Raw genomic sequence first — 16,634 nt, 5'->3', positions numbered from 1 at the left:
CAATTTTATAGTCTGGCAGCAATGGCGAGAAGGTCACACCCGTTCCCATACCGAACACGGAAGTTAAGCTTCTCAGCGCCGATGGTAGTTGGGACTTTGTCCCTGTGAGAGTAGGACGTTGCCAGGCTGTACTATTTTTATAAAAGTGTGCATATATTATAAGGTTAAACATATAATATATTGGTACACAAATATTATTGTCGCGGGGTGGAGCAGTCTGGTAGCTCGTCGGGCTCATAACCCGAAGGTCGCAGGTTCAAATCCTGTCCCCGCAATTTAAGTTCTTTTCAAGAAAAACACTTGAAAAAACTTTGGTCTGGTAGTTCAGTTGGTTAGAATGCCTGCCTGTCACGCAGGAGGTCGCGGGTTCGAGTCCCGTCCAGACCGCCATTTATGTTATTAAAAACACGAAACGATGTTTCGTATTTTTTTTGCATTTTTGCTTAAATGGCGGAAATTAGGTAAAATACATAGTGAATGGACATCCTTAGGAGCTTTCCTAAGGTTTTTTTTTATTAAAATAAGGTAGAATGAAGATAGCGGCATGCTATTTTTTCGTAAAAGGTGATTAGATGAATCAGTTTGAAAAAATTACAATAGATCCCAGTGAAACATCTCAGCTTGCATCTAAACTTGCTGAGTTAGTAATGCCTGGTGATGTGATATGCCTAGAGGGAGATTTAGGTGCGGGCAAAACCACATTTACTAAAGGATTAGCTAAAGGATTAGATATTAAAAAAACCGTAAACAGTCCGACCTTTACCATAATTAAAGAATATAAAGGCAGACTGCCTTTGTATCATATGGATGTATATCGAGTTGCCGATTCTGGCGAAGATTTAGGCTTTGATGAATACTTTGAAGGCGATGGAGTCACCGTTGTGGAGTGGGCTCATTTAATTGAAGAACAATTGCCCTCTGAATTGTTAACCATCTATTTGTATCACGAGGGTCCAGAAAAAAGAAAAATTGTGTTTGTTCCAAAAGGAAAGAGATATGAGCAATTATGTAAGGAGATATTTCTAAATGACCATTCTAGCGATTGACACTTCTAATTATCCATTAGGGGTTGCGCTTATTGAAGATAATCAGGTACTTGGCGAATATATTACCAACTTAAAGAAAAATCATTCGGTCCGAATCATGCCCGCTATTCAGACGCTAATGAAGGATTGTGAAAGAGTCCCTGCACAGTTAGCAAAGATAGTAGTTGCAAAAGGTCCAGGTTCTTATACAGGAGTTCGAATAGGCGTTACAATAGCCAAAACAATGGCATGGTCCTTAAAGATTCCCTTAGTGGGAATTTCTAGCCTTGAGATTATTGCAGCAGGGGCAGGAAGATATTTTGATGGATATATCTCACCTCTTTTTGATGCTAGAAGAGGACAAATCTACACAGGGTTATATGAATACCAATGCGGGGAACTAACTACCGTTAAAAACGACCGTTTAGTCTTGTCAGCAGATTGGGCGGAATCATTAAAGGAGTTAGAGAAACCTATACTATTTGCAGGTAACGATTTAGCTCTTCATCAAGCTGTGATAAAAGATGCCCTGAGCTCTCAAGCAGTATTCGCTGCGATTACGGAGCATAATCCTCGCCCTTCAGAGCTTGCCTTATTAGGTAAAAATAAACAGGGTGAGGACATTCATTCCTTTGTTCCTAATTATATCCGTTTAGCTGAGGCAGAAGCGAAGTGGTTAGAGGCAAATGGGAAAATTTCAAAAGGATAGGATTAGAGAAATATGGTAGATTCTTACGTTTTCCGTTATATGAAGGAAGAGGATATCAATCAAATTCTAGAGGTTGAGCATGCCTCTTTTGCTACACCTTGGAGCAGAGAAGCTTTTTATAATGAAATATATAACAATAAATTTGCAGTTTATATTGTCTTGGAGGAAGACCAAAAGATAATTGGTTATGTAGGTGCATGGGTTGTGATTGATGAAGCCCATGTGACGAATGTGGCCATTCTTCCTGAATATAGAGGCAGAAAGCTGGGGGAAGCATTGCTTCGTAAAATGATGACACTGGCGAAGGATATGGGAGCGAGAAGCATGACTCTTGAGGTCCGTGTGACGAACCATGTTGCACAATCGCTTTACCGTAAGTTAGGATTCCAAAATGGCGGCATTCGGAAAAATTATTATTCAGATAATCAAGAAGATGCTTTAGTAATGTGGGTGAATATATGATAAAAGATCAGTGGATTATGGGAATTGAAACAAGCTGTGATGAAACAGCTGTTGCCATAATAAAAAATGGCAGAGAAATTGCTGCCAATGTGGTTGCTTCACAAATTGAAAGTCATAAGCGGTTTGGCGGAGTGGTTCCTGAAATTGCTTCCCGTCATCATGTTGAACAAATCACGCTTATCATTGAAGAGGCTTTAAAGGAAGCAAATCTTACATTTTCAGATTTAGATGCGATTGCCGTAACGGAAGGTCCTGGATTAGTTGGTGCCCTGTTGATTGGTGTAAATGCTGCAAAAGCATTAGCTTTTGCACATAACATTCCACTCGTACCTGTTCATCATATTGCAGGACATATTTATGCAAACCGGCTTGTGACGGAGTTACGATTTCCTCTTCTCTCCTTAGTGGTGTCGGGAGGTCATACGGAGTTAGTATACATGAAGGAACAGGGACATTTTGAAGTCATTGGTGAAACAAGAGATGACGCTGCTGGTGAGGCTTATGATAAGGTTGCGAGGACCTTGAAACTGCCATACCCCGGCGGCCCGCATATTGACCGACTGGCACAAGAGGGCAGTGACACGCTCAATTTGCCTAGAGCTTGGCTTGAAGAAGGTTCCTATGATTTTAGCTTCAGCGGTTTAAAGTCAGCCGTTATTAATACCGTTCATAATGCCGAGCAGCGTGGAGAAATCATCACTCCAGAGGATCTTGCCGCAAGCTTTCAAGAAAGCGTTATTGAAGTGTTAGTGAAAAAGACGGTAAAGGCAACGGCTGAATACAAGGTCAAACAAGTGCTATTAGCTGGCGGCGTTGCTGCGAATAAAGGCCTTAGAAAGGCACTTAAAACTGCCTTTTCAGACAAAGCTGATATTGATTTAGTCATACCACCGTTAAACTTGTGTACAGATAATGCTGCAATGATTGCCGCAGCAGGAAGCATTATGTTTGAAAAGGGAATTCGAGCGGATCTTACATTAAATGCAAACCCTGGATTAGAAATAGAGTTATACAATTAGAGCCCTTCTGAATAAGAAGGTCTTTTTTTGTGGATAACTTTTTTAAAAAAATTGTCCAACACATGAAGAATGTGGGTAAGTTACCTGTTTTATGTGGACAATGTGGATAACTGGAGCTTTTTCTGTGGATAATGTGGAAAAGTAGTAATAAGGTTGCAGTAATAAGTTTTTAAATGTGTATAAAGTTGTGGAAAAGGGAAATTGAGAAGGTAATTGAAGAGTTTTAGCGGAATTTGTCGATTATTAAAAGAAAATGTAAACATAATTTTTAAGATACAAATCTTTAAAGTGGGTGAATATAGTTAATAAACAATTATGTTTTGAAAGGAGAAAAAAATGAAGTCGAAATTAATGCTATTACTATTTATGGTACTTTTTCTTGGATTAGCTGCCTGCAGCCAGGATTCTAACACACAAGGTGATAAGGAACCGGATATTACAAATCCGGGTGAAAAAGATCAAGGTGATAAAAAACCTGATGGAAGGGAGGATGATCAACCAGATTCAGGTGTTACAGATGAAGAGGATAAACAAGACAAGGAAGAGAATAAGCAATATGGAAATAATGCATTTAAGGAAGTAAGTGTTTCAGCCTTGCAGGATGGCAGTGTTGTTGTAAATGGAAAGGCAAGGGTTTTTGAAGGTGTTTTTCAATATGCTGTAATCGCTGGAACGGAGGTAGTAAAAGAAAGTCATTATCAAACAGAGGGTGCGCCTGCATGGGGCAGCTTTGAAATACCAATTGAAAAGGAGCTTTTGACAAGCGAAGAAGTTTCACTCGAACTATTTGTTTATTCCGCAAAGGACGGTTCTAAAATAGACATATTAACAATTCCTATCAAATAGTAAGAAGGGGCATGGATATTTGTTATCCATGCCCCTTGAATTTATTCTGCCAGCTCAGCCCATTCTTCCATAAGCTGTTCAAGCTCAGCTTTTGCTTTTTCATTTTTTAAATTGATTTCAAGAACCTTCTCATGGTCCTGAAAAATTTCAGGCTCACATAGCATTTCCTCGTACTCTTGGATAAGTGCCTCCAGCTCTTCGATACGCAATTCAATTTCTTCTAGTTTTCTCTTACGCTGCCGCACAAGCTTTTTACTTTCTTTATCCTGTTGATAAGTATTTCTTTCTTGTACATCACTAGGACTTTGTTTTCTTGTGCTGCTTGCCATTTCTAAAGCCTTTAGTTCCTCTTCCTCCACCTTTTTCTCTATATAGTAGTCATAGTCCCCAAGATACTCAGAACTGCCCTTTGCGCTAAGCTCTAGTACCTTTGTCGCAATTCTATTAATAAAGTAGCGATCATGTGAGACAAAAATAATCGTACCTGGATAGTCGACTAAGGCATTTTCGAGAACTTCTTTACTATCTAAGTCAAGATGGTTCGTAGGCTCGTCCAATATTAATACATTTGCTTTCTCAAGCATTAATTTAGCTAGTGCCAGTCTTGCCTTTTCACCACCGCTTAGTGTCGAAACAATTTTTAATACATCATCACCTGAAAACAGAAAGTTACCTAAGACAGTTCGTATTTCCTTCTCGCTTTTTAACGGCCATTCATCCCATAGCTCATTTAGGACTCGCTTATTGGAGGTCAATTCTGCCTGCTCCTGGTCATAGTAACCGATTGCCAGATTTGCACCGAATTGAATCGTACCAGCTAAGGAAGGAAGTTTTTTAATAATCGTTTTTAATAGAGTAGACTTACCAATTCCATTTGGACCCACTAAGGCGATACTTTCACCACGGTAGGCACGGAAGGAAATCATCTCCGATACTTTTTGTCCATCATATCCGACTGCTAGGTTATCTACAAAAAGTACATCATTTCCCGTTTGTTTCTCGATTTCAAAAGAGAAGGTGGCTGACTTTTCGTCACCTAGAGGCCGGTCCATTAAGTCCATTTTCTCCAATTTTTTACGCCGGCTTTGAGCGCGCTTGGTTGTCGATGCTCGCGCTAGGTTACGCTGGATAAAATCCTGAAGATCCGCAACTTCCTGCTGCTGCTTTTCAAATAACTTTAAATCACGCTCATAATTCGCCGCTTTTTGATCAAGATATGTGCTATAGTTTCCGATGAATTTTTGAATTTGCCTCCGAGAGACTTCATAAACCTGTGTGACCACTTTATCCAAAAAGTAGCGGTCATGGGAGACGATTAAGATGGCGCCATCATAGCCTTGCAGGTATTGCTCGAGCCACGTGAGAGTATCGATATCAAGATGGTTCGTAGGCTCATCCAAAATTAAGATATCGGGTTTCGTTAAAAGAAGTTTACCCAATGCTAGCCGCGTCTTCTGACCACCGCTTAAGCTGGAAATCATCAATGAGTTAGTATGAAAATTTAAACCGTGGAGGATGGAGCGAATATCCGCTTCATACTGATATCCTCCCTGTTCTTTAAATCTCACTTGCAGTTCATCATATTCTTTTAAAATACGATCGTACCGGACATTATCCTCTATAGCGGCAGGATCCGACATCGACACCTCTAGCTGTCGAAGTGTTTTTTCCATACTTCTAAGGGATTCAAAAACGGTTAACATTTCATCCCAAATCGACAAATTTGATTCTAATCCGGTATTCTGAGCTAAATAGCCAATGCTTACTCCCTTAGGCTTAATAATTTCTCCACCATCATGGGACAGATGTCCGGCTATAATTTTTAGTAATGTCGATTTGCCTGCACCGTTTCGCCCCACAAGTGCCACACGGTCCCGTGTTTGTAATTCTAGTTTTATATTCGATAAAATTAGGTCTGCACCATAATATTTTGCTAGTTGATTCACTTGTAATAAAATCATTGTTTTTCACCTCAATTACTAAAATAAGTGTACCTTATTCCAGCAATGTCGGCAATAAAGTGTCTTGGAGTTGGGGAAAATAAGAGAATATCTCAAAAGGAAAATATGTAAATTTAGTAACACTCGCTCAAAGTTTCACAGACAAATGGATAAAAATATAGTATGATTTTATGGGAGGATACTGTTTATGTCTGAATTTACTCATTTTAACAAAGAAGGAAGAGCTAAAATGGTGGACGTTAGTGATAAGCCAGAAACGGCCCGTACGGCAATTGCTCATTCCAGTATTACGGTTAGTCAAGAAATATATGAAAAAATAACAAATAATGATATGAAAAAAGGCGATGTTCTTGCTGTGGCTCAAGTGGCTGCGGTCATGGGAGCAAAGAAGACCTGGGATTTGATACCCATGTGTCACCCTATTCCTTTAACAGGGGTAAATATATCCTTTTCATGGGAAAAAGAACATGATACCGCATATACATTAAATATTGCCGCTGCTGTCAAAACAAAAGGAAATACAGGTGTGGAAATGGAAGCGTTAACAGCTGCTTCCACTTGTGCGTTAACGGTTTATGACATGTGTAAGGCTGTTGATAAAGGTATGGTTATAGGAAAAACCTATCTGGTTGAAAAAACTGGCGGGAAAAACGGAGATTTTCATAGGACGGAACCAGTCAAATAAATGATCAAACTATTTATAGGGGGTGGGAGAATATGAGTAATGAGACGATGAAAATACCACAAGCGACAGCCAAACGGCTGCCCTTATATTATCGATTTTTAAAGAATCTACATTCTTCCGGTAAACAGAGGGTATCTTCTGCAGAGTTAAGTGAGGCAGTGAAGGTGGATTCGGCAACCATTCGACGGGATTTCTCTTATTTTGGAGCCTTGGGGAAAAAGGGTTATGGCTATAATGTCAATTATTTACTAACTTTCTTCCGGAAAACACTCGATCAAGATGAATTAACAAAGGTAGCCTTAATTGGGGTAGGTAATCTTGGTACAGCCTTTTTAAATTATAATTTTTTAAAAAATAATAACACAAGAATTGAATGTGCTTTTGATGTTGACCCAAACAAAATGGGAACGAAGATTCGGGATGTTCCAGTATTTCATATGGATGAGCTGGAGAAGGTATTAAGCAATGATGATATTCATGTCGCCATACTGACTGTACCTGCCCAAGTAGCGCAGGTCATTACGGATAGACTTGTAAATTCAAATATTAAAGCGATACTGAATTTTACTCCTGCTAGGTTAAATGTGCCTCCTTCTATTCGCGTGCATCATATTGACTTGGCTGTTGAATTACAATCACTTATTTACTTCCTGAAGCACTACCCAACAGATGAGACAGAAGAATAAGAGTAAAGACCTTTTCACGCTTTTTGTGAGAAGGTCTTTTTTTGTCGAATAAAAACAAAGATGGAGACTTTACTAGCGTAACAGTGTTATGTTACATTATCGTTATGAAAGGGGTTTTCACGATGAGCGAGGAATTAATTTCGAAAAAGGATTTATTGGATGAAGCCGGTATATCTTATGGACAGTTGTATAGATGGAAACGTAAAGACCTTATTCCTGAGGAATGGTTTATTAGAAAATCAACCTTTACAGGTCAAGAAACATTTTTTCCGAAGAGAAAGATTCTAGACAGAATTAATAAAATTCAACAGATGAAAGAAAACCTTTCTTTAGATGAACTAGCTGATATGTTTTCACCGAATATTGCTGATTTGCTGCTCGAAAAGGATGAATTAGTGAAGCGTAACATTGTTTCAACAACAGTGCTTGATTACTATTTAGAAATAGAAAAGGGTGGCCTTACGTTTAATTTTTCACGGCTCCTTGAAGTGTATGTTTTGGAAAAGCTGCTTCAATCAGGTGAGATTAATTTGGAAGAAGGAAAGATGCTATTGCAGGTGTTAGTAGATAATAAGGCATTGATAAAGCAAAAGAAGGCTGAGTTGGTGATTACTAGAAAATTAGGTGTCTCATCATGTCTATTACTAATTAATACAGAGAATTTTCATTTTGAACGGAGCACGAAAATAGTTGCCCAGCTATCGTTAATGGCTTGCATGGAAGAAATTAAATCAAAATTAGTATAAAGGAGAATCAAAAATGGAGACGAAAAATAGAGGCGACTTGCTCATAAATGGCTTTGGATCATCCAATGGCGGATCATTCCATGCTGTCACGATAAATGGTAAAGGAACCGTTATCGGTGATGTGGAATGCTCGGAACTGGATTGTAATGGTTCAGGTTCCATCACTGGGGACGTTGTTGTGAATCAAGCACGGATTAATGGACACGGAAAGATTAACGGCAATATGGAGTGTCAGGTTCTAAGTGTTGAGGGGGCAGCGGGTGTTACAGGAAACCTGAGGGTAGAGATGCTGAAGGTATCAGGCAAAGCGAAAGTCGGAGGGAAAATAAAAGGAGATGAAATAAAGATTAAAGGCAGGTTAACAGTGGGAGAAGATTGTGAAGCGGAAAGTTTTAGAGCCGAATCACAATTTTCGATTGGCGGCTTGTTAAATGCTGATTTAATTGACATCACTCTTTTTGCTGATTGCGATGCAAAAGAAATAGGCGGTCAAACCATTCTTATAAAACAGAAAAACTCACTCCTAGGAATTTTTAAATCTTTTGTACGGACCCAATTGAAAACAGAATGTATTGAAGGAGATAAAATTGAGATTGAAAATACGAAGGCTGGAATGGTCCGTGGTAATCAAGTCGTCATAGGGGCTAATTGCGAAATTGAAGTGGTTGAATATTCGGGTGAATTTACAATGGATAAGAATTCGATTGTAAAAGATATTCGAAAGATATAAGTGAGGGGTGGAAGGGAAATGGAAAAGGGGCGAAACCTAACGATTAACGGATCAGGAAATTACTCCGGAGGCCAATACGAAAAAGTTAGCATCAGGGGAGATGCCACGATTGTTTCTGATGTAGAATGTTCTGCTTTCAATATTTATGGAACGAGTGAAGCGTTGGAAAATGTTAAAACAAAGTCAGTGAAGGTCTTCGGTGAGGCTGAAGTAAAGGGGAATTTGGAGTCAGAGGAAATGCTGATTATGGGAACTATGACAGTCGGCGGCAGGGCGGCTTTGAAGAAAATGAAAATACTCGGAACTCTTGACGTTGGTGAAAGTTTATCAGGGGATGAGGCCAATATTAAGGGAACGATAACTGTAGGCGGTGACGTCGAATATGAGACATTTGATTCGTCAGGCGGCTTTGAAATTAAGGGACTGCTTAATGCAGATAAAATTAACATATCGTTACGGTTTGGGCAGAGTTTTGCAGAAGAAATTGGCGGCGGGTTGATCACGGTTAAGAAGAAGAGTAACACCCTCCTGCCATTTGGAAAAGAAACGGGAATGCTCACTGCCAAAGTTATTGAAGGGGATAACATTTACTTAGAAAATACAAAAGCAGATATCGTTCGCGGCAAAAAGGTGAAAATCGGAGCGGGCTGTCAAATTGGAAGTGTTGAATATTCAAATGAACTGAAACAAGATAAAAACTCAACGATAAAAGAAAAAACAAAGCTATAAGGTAAAAGGTCTTTTCACATTCAGTGAGAAGACCTTTTACCTTATACTTACTTTTTCATTTGTTTTTTATATCTATTGTGCAAGAAAATCATTCTTATACCAGAGCCGAAGTCAAAGGTGGCGAGGATGACGAGTAGATAGCTGAAAAACCCCCAGCCGTTTAGTGTGACATCTTCAATTGCAAAATAGGTAAATAAACAACCTAGTACAATATAAATAATTCCGGAAAACATGGGTGAACGTTTCATAAAAAGCCTCCGATAAAGTTTTGAATGGTTTCTGCCTTACGCATTAATTCAGTAATCTCATCCTTATAAACCGACTGTATGACGACAACCAATGTATTCATGGCCACATGGGCAAAAATCGGTACGAGGATATGTTTTGTTTTGACATAAAGAAATGCAAAAGTGAAGCCCATCGCTGAATAAAGCAGAACATGCTGCGGCTCCATATGAGCCAAAGCAAAAATGACTGAGCTGATTAGAGCGGATAGAAAAAAGTTAAAACGTTTATGAAGAGCACCGAAAATGATCTTCCGAAAGACAATCTCCTCTAATATCGGTCCAATTACAGAGCTGACTAAAATGGCAAGCGGAAAGGATTCAATAATGTGGAGAATTTGCTGTGTGTTTTCTGAGCCCATTTCTACACCAATAAGCCGTTCAATATTCGCAGCAAGGGATTGGGCAAATAAGGCTAAGAAGACACCAAAGACTGCCCAGGCAGCAGAATAGCTAACGGAACTACCTCTTTCATTCAGCCCGGTTTTCTTCATTTCTGTTCGTAATAGGAAAAGAATAATCACAAGTGCTAAGGTAAAGCTGAAAATTAACCAATAAGGAACAACCAGCCCCTGGTCCATCCCTAAATATCCAAATAGAAACATTAGCCCTGGAATTCCTATTGCGCTAGATAATTGCATGGCTATATAGACAATTAATATTATCCAATATTCCCTTTTCAAATTTTATATCTCCTTTTGAGAAGCCTTCTTGTTATTTTAACCTATAGTTCATTCTACTAATAATGACAGGGTTGTTTCAATTTTAATGTTTATTTTTAAAAACGAAGTATATTCCAGTGTGTAAATCACATACTTGTAAGGTTGCAAAAAATAATAAAAAATATGGCTTCATACTTGCAAAATTTTTTCCCATTGATTATTATAATAATTGTGTTAGCACTCATGTTAAGAGAGTGCTAATAAGTCAGAATTACATATCTATTTGAGGAGGTTGTTTGATTTGTTAAGACCACTAGGTGATCGTATTGTCATTGAGCTTGTTGAATCAGAAGAAAAAACTGCAAGCGGTATCGTTTTACCGGACTCTGCTAAGGAAAAGCCTCAAGAAGGAAGAGTAGTTGCCGTAGGTACTGGTCGTGTGCTTGAAAGTGGCGAACGTGTTGCTCTTGAAGTTTCTGTAGGCGATCGTATTATCTTCTCAAAATACTCTGGTACAGAGGTTAAATTCGAAGGAAATGAATATTTAATTTTACGTGAAAACGATATCCTTGCTGTAGTTGGCGAGTAATAAAAATTTAAAGATAGTTTAGAAAATATGAGGAGGTTTTTTGAACATGGCTAAAGAAATTAAATTTAGTGAAGATGCACGCCGCGCAATGCTACGTGGAGTTGATGCGTTGGCAGATACAGTAAAAGTAACTCTTGGACCAAAAGGACGTAACGTGGTTCTTGAGAAAAAGTTTGGTTCACCACTTATTACTAACGACGGTGTAACTATCGCAAAAGAAATTGAATTAGATGATGCATTCGAAAATATGGGTGCAAAACTAGTTGCTGAAGTTGCTAGCAAAACAAACGATGTTGCTGGTGACGGTACTACAACTGCAACCGTTCTTGCTCAAGCGATGATCCGTGAAGGCTTAAAGAACGTAACAGCTGGTGCTAACCCAATGGGTATCCGTAAAGGGATTGAAAAAGCAGTTACAGCTGCTGTTGAAGGATTAAAAGCTATTTCTAAACCAATCGAAGGCAAAGAGTCTATCGCACAAGTTGCTGCTATTTCTTCTGATGATAAAGAAGTAGGTCAATTGATTGCTGAAGCGATGGAGCGCGTTGGTAACGACGGCGTTATCACAATCGAAGAATCAAAAGGCTTTACAACTGAATTAGATGTTGTTGAAGGTATGCAATTTGACCGTGGATATACATCTGCATACATGGTAACAAACACAGACAAAATGGAAGCCGTTTTAGAAAATCCATATGTCTTAATCACAGACAAAAAGATTTCAAGCATCCAAGAAATCCTTCCTGTGCTTGAGCAAGTTGTTCAACAAGGCAAGCCATTATTATTGATTGCTGAAGATATTGAAGGGGAAGCACTTTCTACTTTAGTATTGAACAAACTTCGCGGAACATTCAATGCAGTTGCTGTTAAAGCGCCTGGCTTTGGTGACCGTCGTAAAGCAATGCTTGAAGATATCGCTGCATTAACTGGCGGTGAAGTCATCACTGAAGAGCTTGGCCGTGAACTTAAAACTACAACAATCACATCTTTAGGACGTGCATCTAAGATTGTTGTTACAAAAGAAAACACTACAATCGTTGAAGGTGCAGGAGATACTGCTGCCATTGCTGCGCGTGTAAATCAAATCCGTGTTCAATTAGAAGAAACTACTTCTGAATTTGACCGTGAAAAATTACAAGAACGTCTAGCTAAATTAGCTGGCGGTGTGGCAGTAATCAAAGTTGGTGCTGCGACTGAAACTGAACTAAAAGAGCGCAAGCTTCGTATCGAAGATGCTTTGAACGCAACTCGTGCTGCAGTTGAAGAAGGTATCGTATCCGGTGGTGGTGTTGCCCTTCTTAACGTATACAACAAAGTTGCTGATATTCAAGCTGAAGGCGATGTAGCTACTGGTATTAACATCGTATTACGTGCGATCGAAGAGCCTGTACGTACAATCGCTCACAATGCTGGTCTTGAAGGATCTGTAATTGTTGACCGCTTAAAGCGCGAAGCAGTTGGAACAGGCTTCAACGCTGCAACTGGTGAGTGGGTAAACATGATCGACGCTGGTATCGTTGACCCAACTAAGGTTACTCGTTCAGCACTTCAAAACGCTGCATCCGTAGCGGCTATGTTCTTAACAACTGAAGCAGTTGTTGCTGACAAGCCAGAACCAGCTGGTCAAGGCGGAATGCCTGACATGAGCGGTATGGGCGGAATGGGCGGCATGATGTAATCATCCGTTAATATGACAATCCTTCGAGTGGGTTGTTCTATTGATTCTCATGTTTTAAAGGAATATTATTTTAGAGGTATTTCAATAAGTTAACTGACTTATTGGAATACCTCTTTTTAATTTTTATCATTGAATGTAGCGTTAGTATGGAAGTGATTAAACATTGTTGTATCTATTACTTTCTTAGTCTTAGAATATCATCAGTATAATAGGAGGCAAAAACTAATAAATAGGGATGTTCCCTTAAAATAGTGGTTGTTGACCAGGACAAATGGCAAATTGAAGTCGCCTATCAGCGGGTGGGTTGACCCCATAAGTGGCTTATACCCAATTGATTTTGCATTTGATGGTTTGTATGATTTAATTGCGTATCAACAGATTGCTGGAACATACCATGCAGATTCTATCGGTACTATTCAGAATAGACTAAAATGGAATGGTTATATGTTTATACTGGACTATCAGGATTTAGCCATATATGACTCTTATGGCAGGCTACTTTAAATTCAATATATTTTGTGATGGAGAGTAATGAAAACTCTCTTTTTTTATGGCATATTTTTATACGGCTAATTTCCAATAAGCTACTAAAGACGATATTGTGATAACCTTTGAAAATATCACATTGAGGATATTAACGGAGTCTTCTCATGAGTTCGCTGAACTTTTGGGAAGCTTCCTTTTCATTTCTTGAGTAACGTGGAGATACACATTTTTTCATAATTTGACATCATTATGACCGAGCCGGTCCATGATTTGTTCGAGTGACACTCCGGCCTCTGCTAAAAGAGATGTAATGTCTCCACAGCACTTTGAAAACGTACCGGCCTTCTTCCTTACCCTCTCTCAAAAGGAAATGACCATGCTTATTCATCAGAAACCAGGCATACATTTCATTCCTAATTGAATCTTATATCTAGTAGTAGTATTTAGAAACCTCCTGCAGTCCTGCTCATCATGAAAAATCACCTCGATTGACTTCTCTCAAATGACATGATAAATACCACTTCTGCTCTTTTCACGAGCTCTGTTTTAATTGATGAATAGAATCTCCCCTTACCGTTTAGAAGACAAATTGGAAAGGTTTTTGTAAAAAGTTTCAAGTAGGGCTTGCTATGAAGTGATTTAATACTTTGGTAGAATAAAATAATTATTGGGCCGGTTTCTTCAGTTTTAAATGATACAGTAGAACCTGCCCCACCCCCAAAAGGAAGGTGTATCGATGTATAAACTAGCCGTTGCAGGAACTGGTTATGTTGGCTTGGTTGCTGGTGTCTGTTTTGCTGAAATGGGCCATCAGGTCATCTGTGTAGATATTGATGATAAAAAAGTGGATTTAATGAAGTCCGGAGTTTCTCCCATCTTTGAAACGGGTCTGGAAGCGTTACTGCAAAAGAACTTCGCTGCTGGGAGACTAGATTTTACAACAGACTACCAAACAGCCTACAAGGATGCGGATGTTGTTTTTATCGGTGTAGGGACTCCAGAGCAGCCAGATGGTTCCGCTAATCTTTCCCATATTGCAACTGTTGCACGGCAAATTGCTGAGTCTATAGAAAAAGACTGTCTAGTTGTTGTAAAATCGACGGTTCCTGTGGGTACAAATGATCGAGTAGAGCAGTTTATACAAGACTTTTTAGTTCATGATGTAAAAGTAGAAGTAGCCTCTAACCCAGAATTCTTGTCTCAAGGTTCTGCGGTGCATGATACCCTTCATGCAGAAAGAATTATTATCGGTACCGAATCGAAATGGGCGGAAGAGCTGTTAATGAAGATTTATAAGCCCTTTCAGCTGCCGATTGTTTCGGTTAATAGAAGATCGGCAGAAATGATTAAGTATGCATCAAATGACTTTCTCGCCCTCAAAATATCCTATATGAACGATATTGCCAATCTATGTGAGCTGGTGGGGGCTGATATAGAGGATGTTGCCAAAGGGATGAGTTTTGATGAACGGATTGGCAGCAAGTTCTTACATGCAGGGATCGGTTTCGGCGGCTCTTGCTTCCCGAAGGATACGAAAGCATTAGATTATCTAGCAAAACAGCATGGGTACGAGCTCAAAACGGTGAAGGCTGCCATCGAGGTGAACAAAGACCAAAAGACGATTCTTTATAAAAAGGCCAGCAGGCGGCTGATTACGTTTAATGGGCTGAAAGTAGCGGTGTTAGGTTTGACCTTTAAACCTGGAACAGATGATATAAGGGAAGCGGCATCCCTTGAAAATATCTCTTTACTATTGGAACAAGGGGCCGATATTTTTGCTTATGATTCTGTTGGGGCGGAGAACTTTGCTAGACTTTATCCAGAAGGAGCGTATGGGAAAGGTAGAATATCCTATGTTACGAATATAGAGGATGCGTTAGAAGGGGCGAATGTTTGCTTTATTTTTACCGAATGGGAAGAAGTAAAGGCAGTAAAGCCAGGTACGTTTCGGGTGTTCATGCGAACTCCGTTAGTATTTGACGGTAGGAATATTTATCGTGTTGAGGAGATGCAAGCGGCGGGTGTAGAGTATCACTCCATTGGCCGGATACCTGCAAGTAGACAAGGGGGAAAGGAGTCGAGAGGACTTGAAGTACAAACTGGATCTGAGTAAAACCTACCTCGTTACCGGGACAGCAGGTTTCATTGGCTATTTCCTATCTAAGAAACTTTTGGAGCTGGGATGCAGGGTTTTGGGTGTTGACAATATGAATGATTACTATGATGTGAATCTTAAATATGCGCGTTTAAAGTTATTGGAAGCGTATGAAACCTTTACCTTTATTAAAGGAGATATTTCCGACAAGGAGATGATCATGGGGATTTTTGAAAAACACAAACCAAATGTGGTTGTAAACCTGGCGGCTCAGGCTAGTGTTAGATATTCGATTGAGAACCCAGATGTCTATATCCAAAGTAACATCATTGGTTTTTACAATATCCTCGAGGCTTGTAGATGGTTTCCAGTAGATCACCTTGTATATGCCTCATCTAGTTCTGTTTATGGTGCCAATGAAAAAGTTCCTTTTGAAGAAACTGATTTTGTTGACCAACCTGTCTCCCTTTATGCCTCCACTAAAAAGTCAAATGAATTAATGGCTTATACGTATAGCCACTTATATAAAGTCCCAGCTACAGGTTTGCGATTTTTTACCGTATATGGACCTATGGGACGTCCAGATATGGCTTACTTTGGATTTGCCGATAAGTACTTTGCTGGTGAACCAATTAAGATCTTTAATAATGGTGATGACGAAAATGACCTTTTTCGAGACTTTACTTATATCGATGACATTGTCGAAGGAATTAGCCAGCTTATAAGTAATCCTCCAGTTTCGGATGAGAATGTGTTGCATAGGGTGTTTAATATTGGTAACAGCCATCCTGAGAGGTTAATGGTATTTATCGAAACCTTGGAGAAATGCTTAAGCAAGTCATTGGGGAGAGAGGTAGTATTCGAAAAGGTGTTTGAACCGATTAAGCCCGGGGACGTACCAGTTACCTTTGCTTCTACAGAGCTATTAGAGAAGGCAGTAGGATTTAAGCCGATGACTTCTATTGAAGAAGGGTTACAGAAGTTTACGGATTGGTATGTGGATTATTATAAATTGGAAAATTAGTTAGACAGGCGGTGTAAACAAAGCTGCCTGTCTTTTTCTTTTATAAAGATATATTGTACTGCTATTTGAACACTTTTTCACGATTCAAACGTTACAAATTGTTACAACAATTTGAATTTAGAAAATTCCGTTGACAATGAGAATCATTATCTGTTAATATTTTAATTGTGAATGAGATTCATTATCAATTAGTTCTTATTTAACTCATATACTTATAA

The 16,634-nt window shown here is 39.2% G+C and carries 18 protein-coding genes, 2 tRNA genes and 1 rRNA gene; 18 read left to right on the top strand and 3 right to left on the bottom strand.

Annotated features, from left to right (window positions below):
* The first annotated feature begins 11 nt into the window (after window positions 1-11).
* The 8 genes from rrf (at window position 12) to M3189_RS24140 (ending at window position 4,061) form a co-directional block, all read left to right on the top strand.
* Window positions 12-127: ribosomal RNA gene (gene rrf / locus M3189_RS24175) — 5S ribosomal RNA — on the top strand.
* Window positions 128-201: 74 nt separating this feature from the next.
* A tRNA-Met gene (locus M3189_RS24170) sits at window positions 202-275 on the top strand.
* 38 nt (window positions 276-313) lie between these two features.
* Window positions 314-390, top strand: a tRNA-Asp gene (locus M3189_RS24165).
* Window positions 391-572: 182 nt separating this feature from the next.
* The gene (gene tsaE / locus M3189_RS24160) at window positions 573-1,046 is read left to right on the top strand and encodes a tRNA (adenosine(37)-N6)-threonylcarbamoyltransferase complex ATPase subunit type 1 TsaE (RefSeq protein ID WP_251638933.1); all 474 of its coding nucleotides are present in this window, start codon (window positions 573-575) and stop codon (window positions 1,044-1,046) included.
* The gene (gene tsaB / locus M3189_RS24155; protein WP_251638931.1) at window positions 1,027-1,734 is read left to right on the top strand and encodes a tRNA (adenosine(37)-N6)-threonylcarbamoyltransferase complex dimerization subunit type 1 TsaB; all 708 of its coding nucleotides are present in this window, start codon (window positions 1,027-1,029) and stop codon (window positions 1,732-1,734) included. The genes tsaE and tsaB overlap by 20 nt, the downstream gene beginning before the upstream one ends.
* A 12-nt stretch (window positions 1,735-1,746) precedes the next feature.
* Window positions 1,747-2,196, top strand: a complete 450-nt coding sequence (rimI, locus tag M3189_RS24150; RefSeq protein WP_251638929.1) for a ribosomal protein S18-alanine N-acetyltransferase — start codon at window positions 1,747-1,749, stop codon at window positions 2,194-2,196.
* Window positions 2,193-3,215, top strand: coding sequence for a tRNA (adenosine(37)-N6)-threonylcarbamoyltransferase complex transferase subunit TsaD (gene tsaD, locus M3189_RS24145; RefSeq protein WP_251638928.1), 1,023 nt, complete (start codon window positions 2,193-2,195; stop codon window positions 3,213-3,215). The genes rimI and tsaD overlap by 4 nt, the downstream gene beginning before the upstream one ends.
* Before the next feature lie 336 nt (window positions 3,216-3,551).
* Window positions 3,552-4,061: a Gmad2 immunoglobulin-like domain-containing protein gene (locus M3189_RS24140; RefSeq protein WP_251638926.1), complete on the top strand. Its 510-nt coding sequence runs from the start codon at window positions 3,552-3,554 to the stop codon at window positions 4,059-4,061.
* A 41-nt stretch (window positions 4,062-4,102) separates the two neighbouring features.
* Here M3189_RS24140 and M3189_RS24135 read toward each other — a convergent pair whose 3' ends face one another.
* Window positions 4,103-6,022 carry an ABC-F family ATP-binding cassette domain-containing protein gene (locus M3189_RS24135; RefSeq protein WP_251638924.1) on the bottom strand — a complete coding sequence of 640 codons (1,920 nt, stop codon included), beginning with the start codon at window positions 6,020-6,022 and terminating at the stop codon, window positions 4,103-4,105.
* 187 nt (window positions 6,023-6,209) lie between these two features.
* Here M3189_RS24135 and moaC point away from each other — a divergent pair, with 187 nt between their 5' ends.
* The 5 genes from moaC to M3189_RS24110 all read left to right on the top strand — a co-directional run bounded on the left by moaC (window position 6,210) and on the right by M3189_RS24110 (window position 9,598).
* Entirely contained in the window at window positions 6,210-6,707 is a 498-nt protein-coding gene (gene moaC, locus M3189_RS24130; protein WP_251638921.1) for a cyclic pyranopterin monophosphate synthase MoaC, read from the top strand.
* A gap of 32 nt (window positions 6,708-6,739) precedes the next feature.
* Window positions 6,740-7,393: a redox-sensing transcriptional repressor Rex gene (locus tag M3189_RS24125; protein WP_251638919.1), complete on the top strand. Its 654-nt coding sequence runs from the start codon at window positions 6,740-6,742 to the stop codon at window positions 7,391-7,393.
* Between the two features lie 122 nt (window positions 7,394-7,515).
* Window positions 7,516-8,139 (top strand): YhbD family protein, encoded by a 624-nt coding sequence (locus M3189_RS24120; RefSeq protein WP_251638943.1) that lies wholly within the window; start codon window positions 7,516-7,518, stop codon window positions 8,137-8,139.
* Between the two features lie 13 nt (window positions 8,140-8,152).
* Window positions 8,153-8,869 carry a polymer-forming cytoskeletal protein gene (locus M3189_RS24115; protein ID WP_251638917.1) on the top strand — a complete coding sequence of 239 codons (717 nt, stop codon included), beginning with the start codon at window positions 8,153-8,155 and terminating at the stop codon, window positions 8,867-8,869.
* 18 nt (window positions 8,870-8,887) lie between these two features.
* Complete coding sequence (locus M3189_RS24110) at window positions 8,888-9,598, top strand: cytoplasmic protein (RefSeq protein ID WP_251638915.1); 711 nt, start codon at window positions 8,888-8,890, stop codon at window positions 9,596-9,598.
* Between the two features lie 47 nt (window positions 9,599-9,645).
* Here the strand turns inward: M3189_RS24110 and M3189_RS24105 are convergent, their stop codons facing one another.
* Window positions 9,646-9,846 (bottom strand): YdiK family protein, encoded by a 201-nt coding sequence (locus M3189_RS24105; protein ID WP_251638913.1) that lies wholly within the window; start codon window positions 9,844-9,846, stop codon window positions 9,646-9,648.
* Window positions 9,843-10,565 carry a CPBP family intramembrane glutamic endopeptidase gene (locus M3189_RS24100; RefSeq protein WP_251638911.1) on the bottom strand — a complete coding sequence of 241 codons (723 nt, stop codon included), beginning with the start codon at window positions 10,563-10,565 and terminating at the stop codon, window positions 9,843-9,845. The genes M3189_RS24105 and M3189_RS24100 overlap by 4 nt, the downstream gene beginning before the upstream one ends.
* A 280-nt stretch (window positions 10,566-10,845) precedes the next feature.
* On the opposite strand from M3189_RS24100, the gene groES reads away from it, so the two are divergent.
* The 5 genes from groES to M3189_RS24070 all read left to right on the top strand — a co-directional run bounded on the left by groES (window position 10,846) and on the right by M3189_RS24070 (window position 16,416).
* Complete coding sequence (gene groES, locus M3189_RS24095) at window positions 10,846-11,133, top strand: co-chaperone GroES (protein ID WP_090765908.1); 288 nt, start codon at window positions 10,846-10,848, stop codon at window positions 11,131-11,133.
* 46 nt (window positions 11,134-11,179) lie between these two features.
* Window positions 11,180-12,811, top strand: coding sequence for a chaperonin GroEL (groL, locus tag M3189_RS24090; RefSeq protein ID WP_251638909.1), 1,632 nt, complete (start codon window positions 11,180-11,182; stop codon window positions 12,809-12,811).
* Window positions 12,812-13,090: 279 nt separating this feature from the next.
* Complete coding sequence (locus M3189_RS24085) at window positions 13,091-13,315, top strand: hypothetical protein (RefSeq protein WP_251638907.1); 225 nt, start codon at window positions 13,091-13,093, stop codon at window positions 13,313-13,315.
* A gap of 718 nt (window positions 13,316-14,033) precedes the next feature.
* Window positions 14,034-15,410 (top strand): UDP-glucose dehydrogenase family protein, encoded by a 1,377-nt coding sequence (locus M3189_RS24075; RefSeq protein WP_251638905.1) that lies wholly within the window; start codon window positions 14,034-14,036, stop codon window positions 15,408-15,410.
* Window positions 15,385-16,416, top strand: coding sequence for a GDP-mannose 4,6-dehydratase (locus M3189_RS24070; protein WP_251638903.1), 1,032 nt, complete (start codon window positions 15,385-15,387; stop codon window positions 16,414-16,416). Before M3189_RS24075 ends, M3189_RS24070 begins: the two co-directional genes overlap by 26 nt.
* The last annotated feature ends 218 nt before the right edge of the window (window positions 16,417-16,634 follow it).

The sequence above is a fragment of the Neobacillus niacini genome, assembly GCF_023715415.1.
GTDB lineage: Bacteria > Bacillota > Bacilli > Bacillales > Cytobacillaceae > Neobacillus > Neobacillus niacini_C.
The sequence above is the reverse complement of the archived record's forward strand: the minus strand, read 5'-3'. Positions and strand labels throughout refer to the sequence as shown.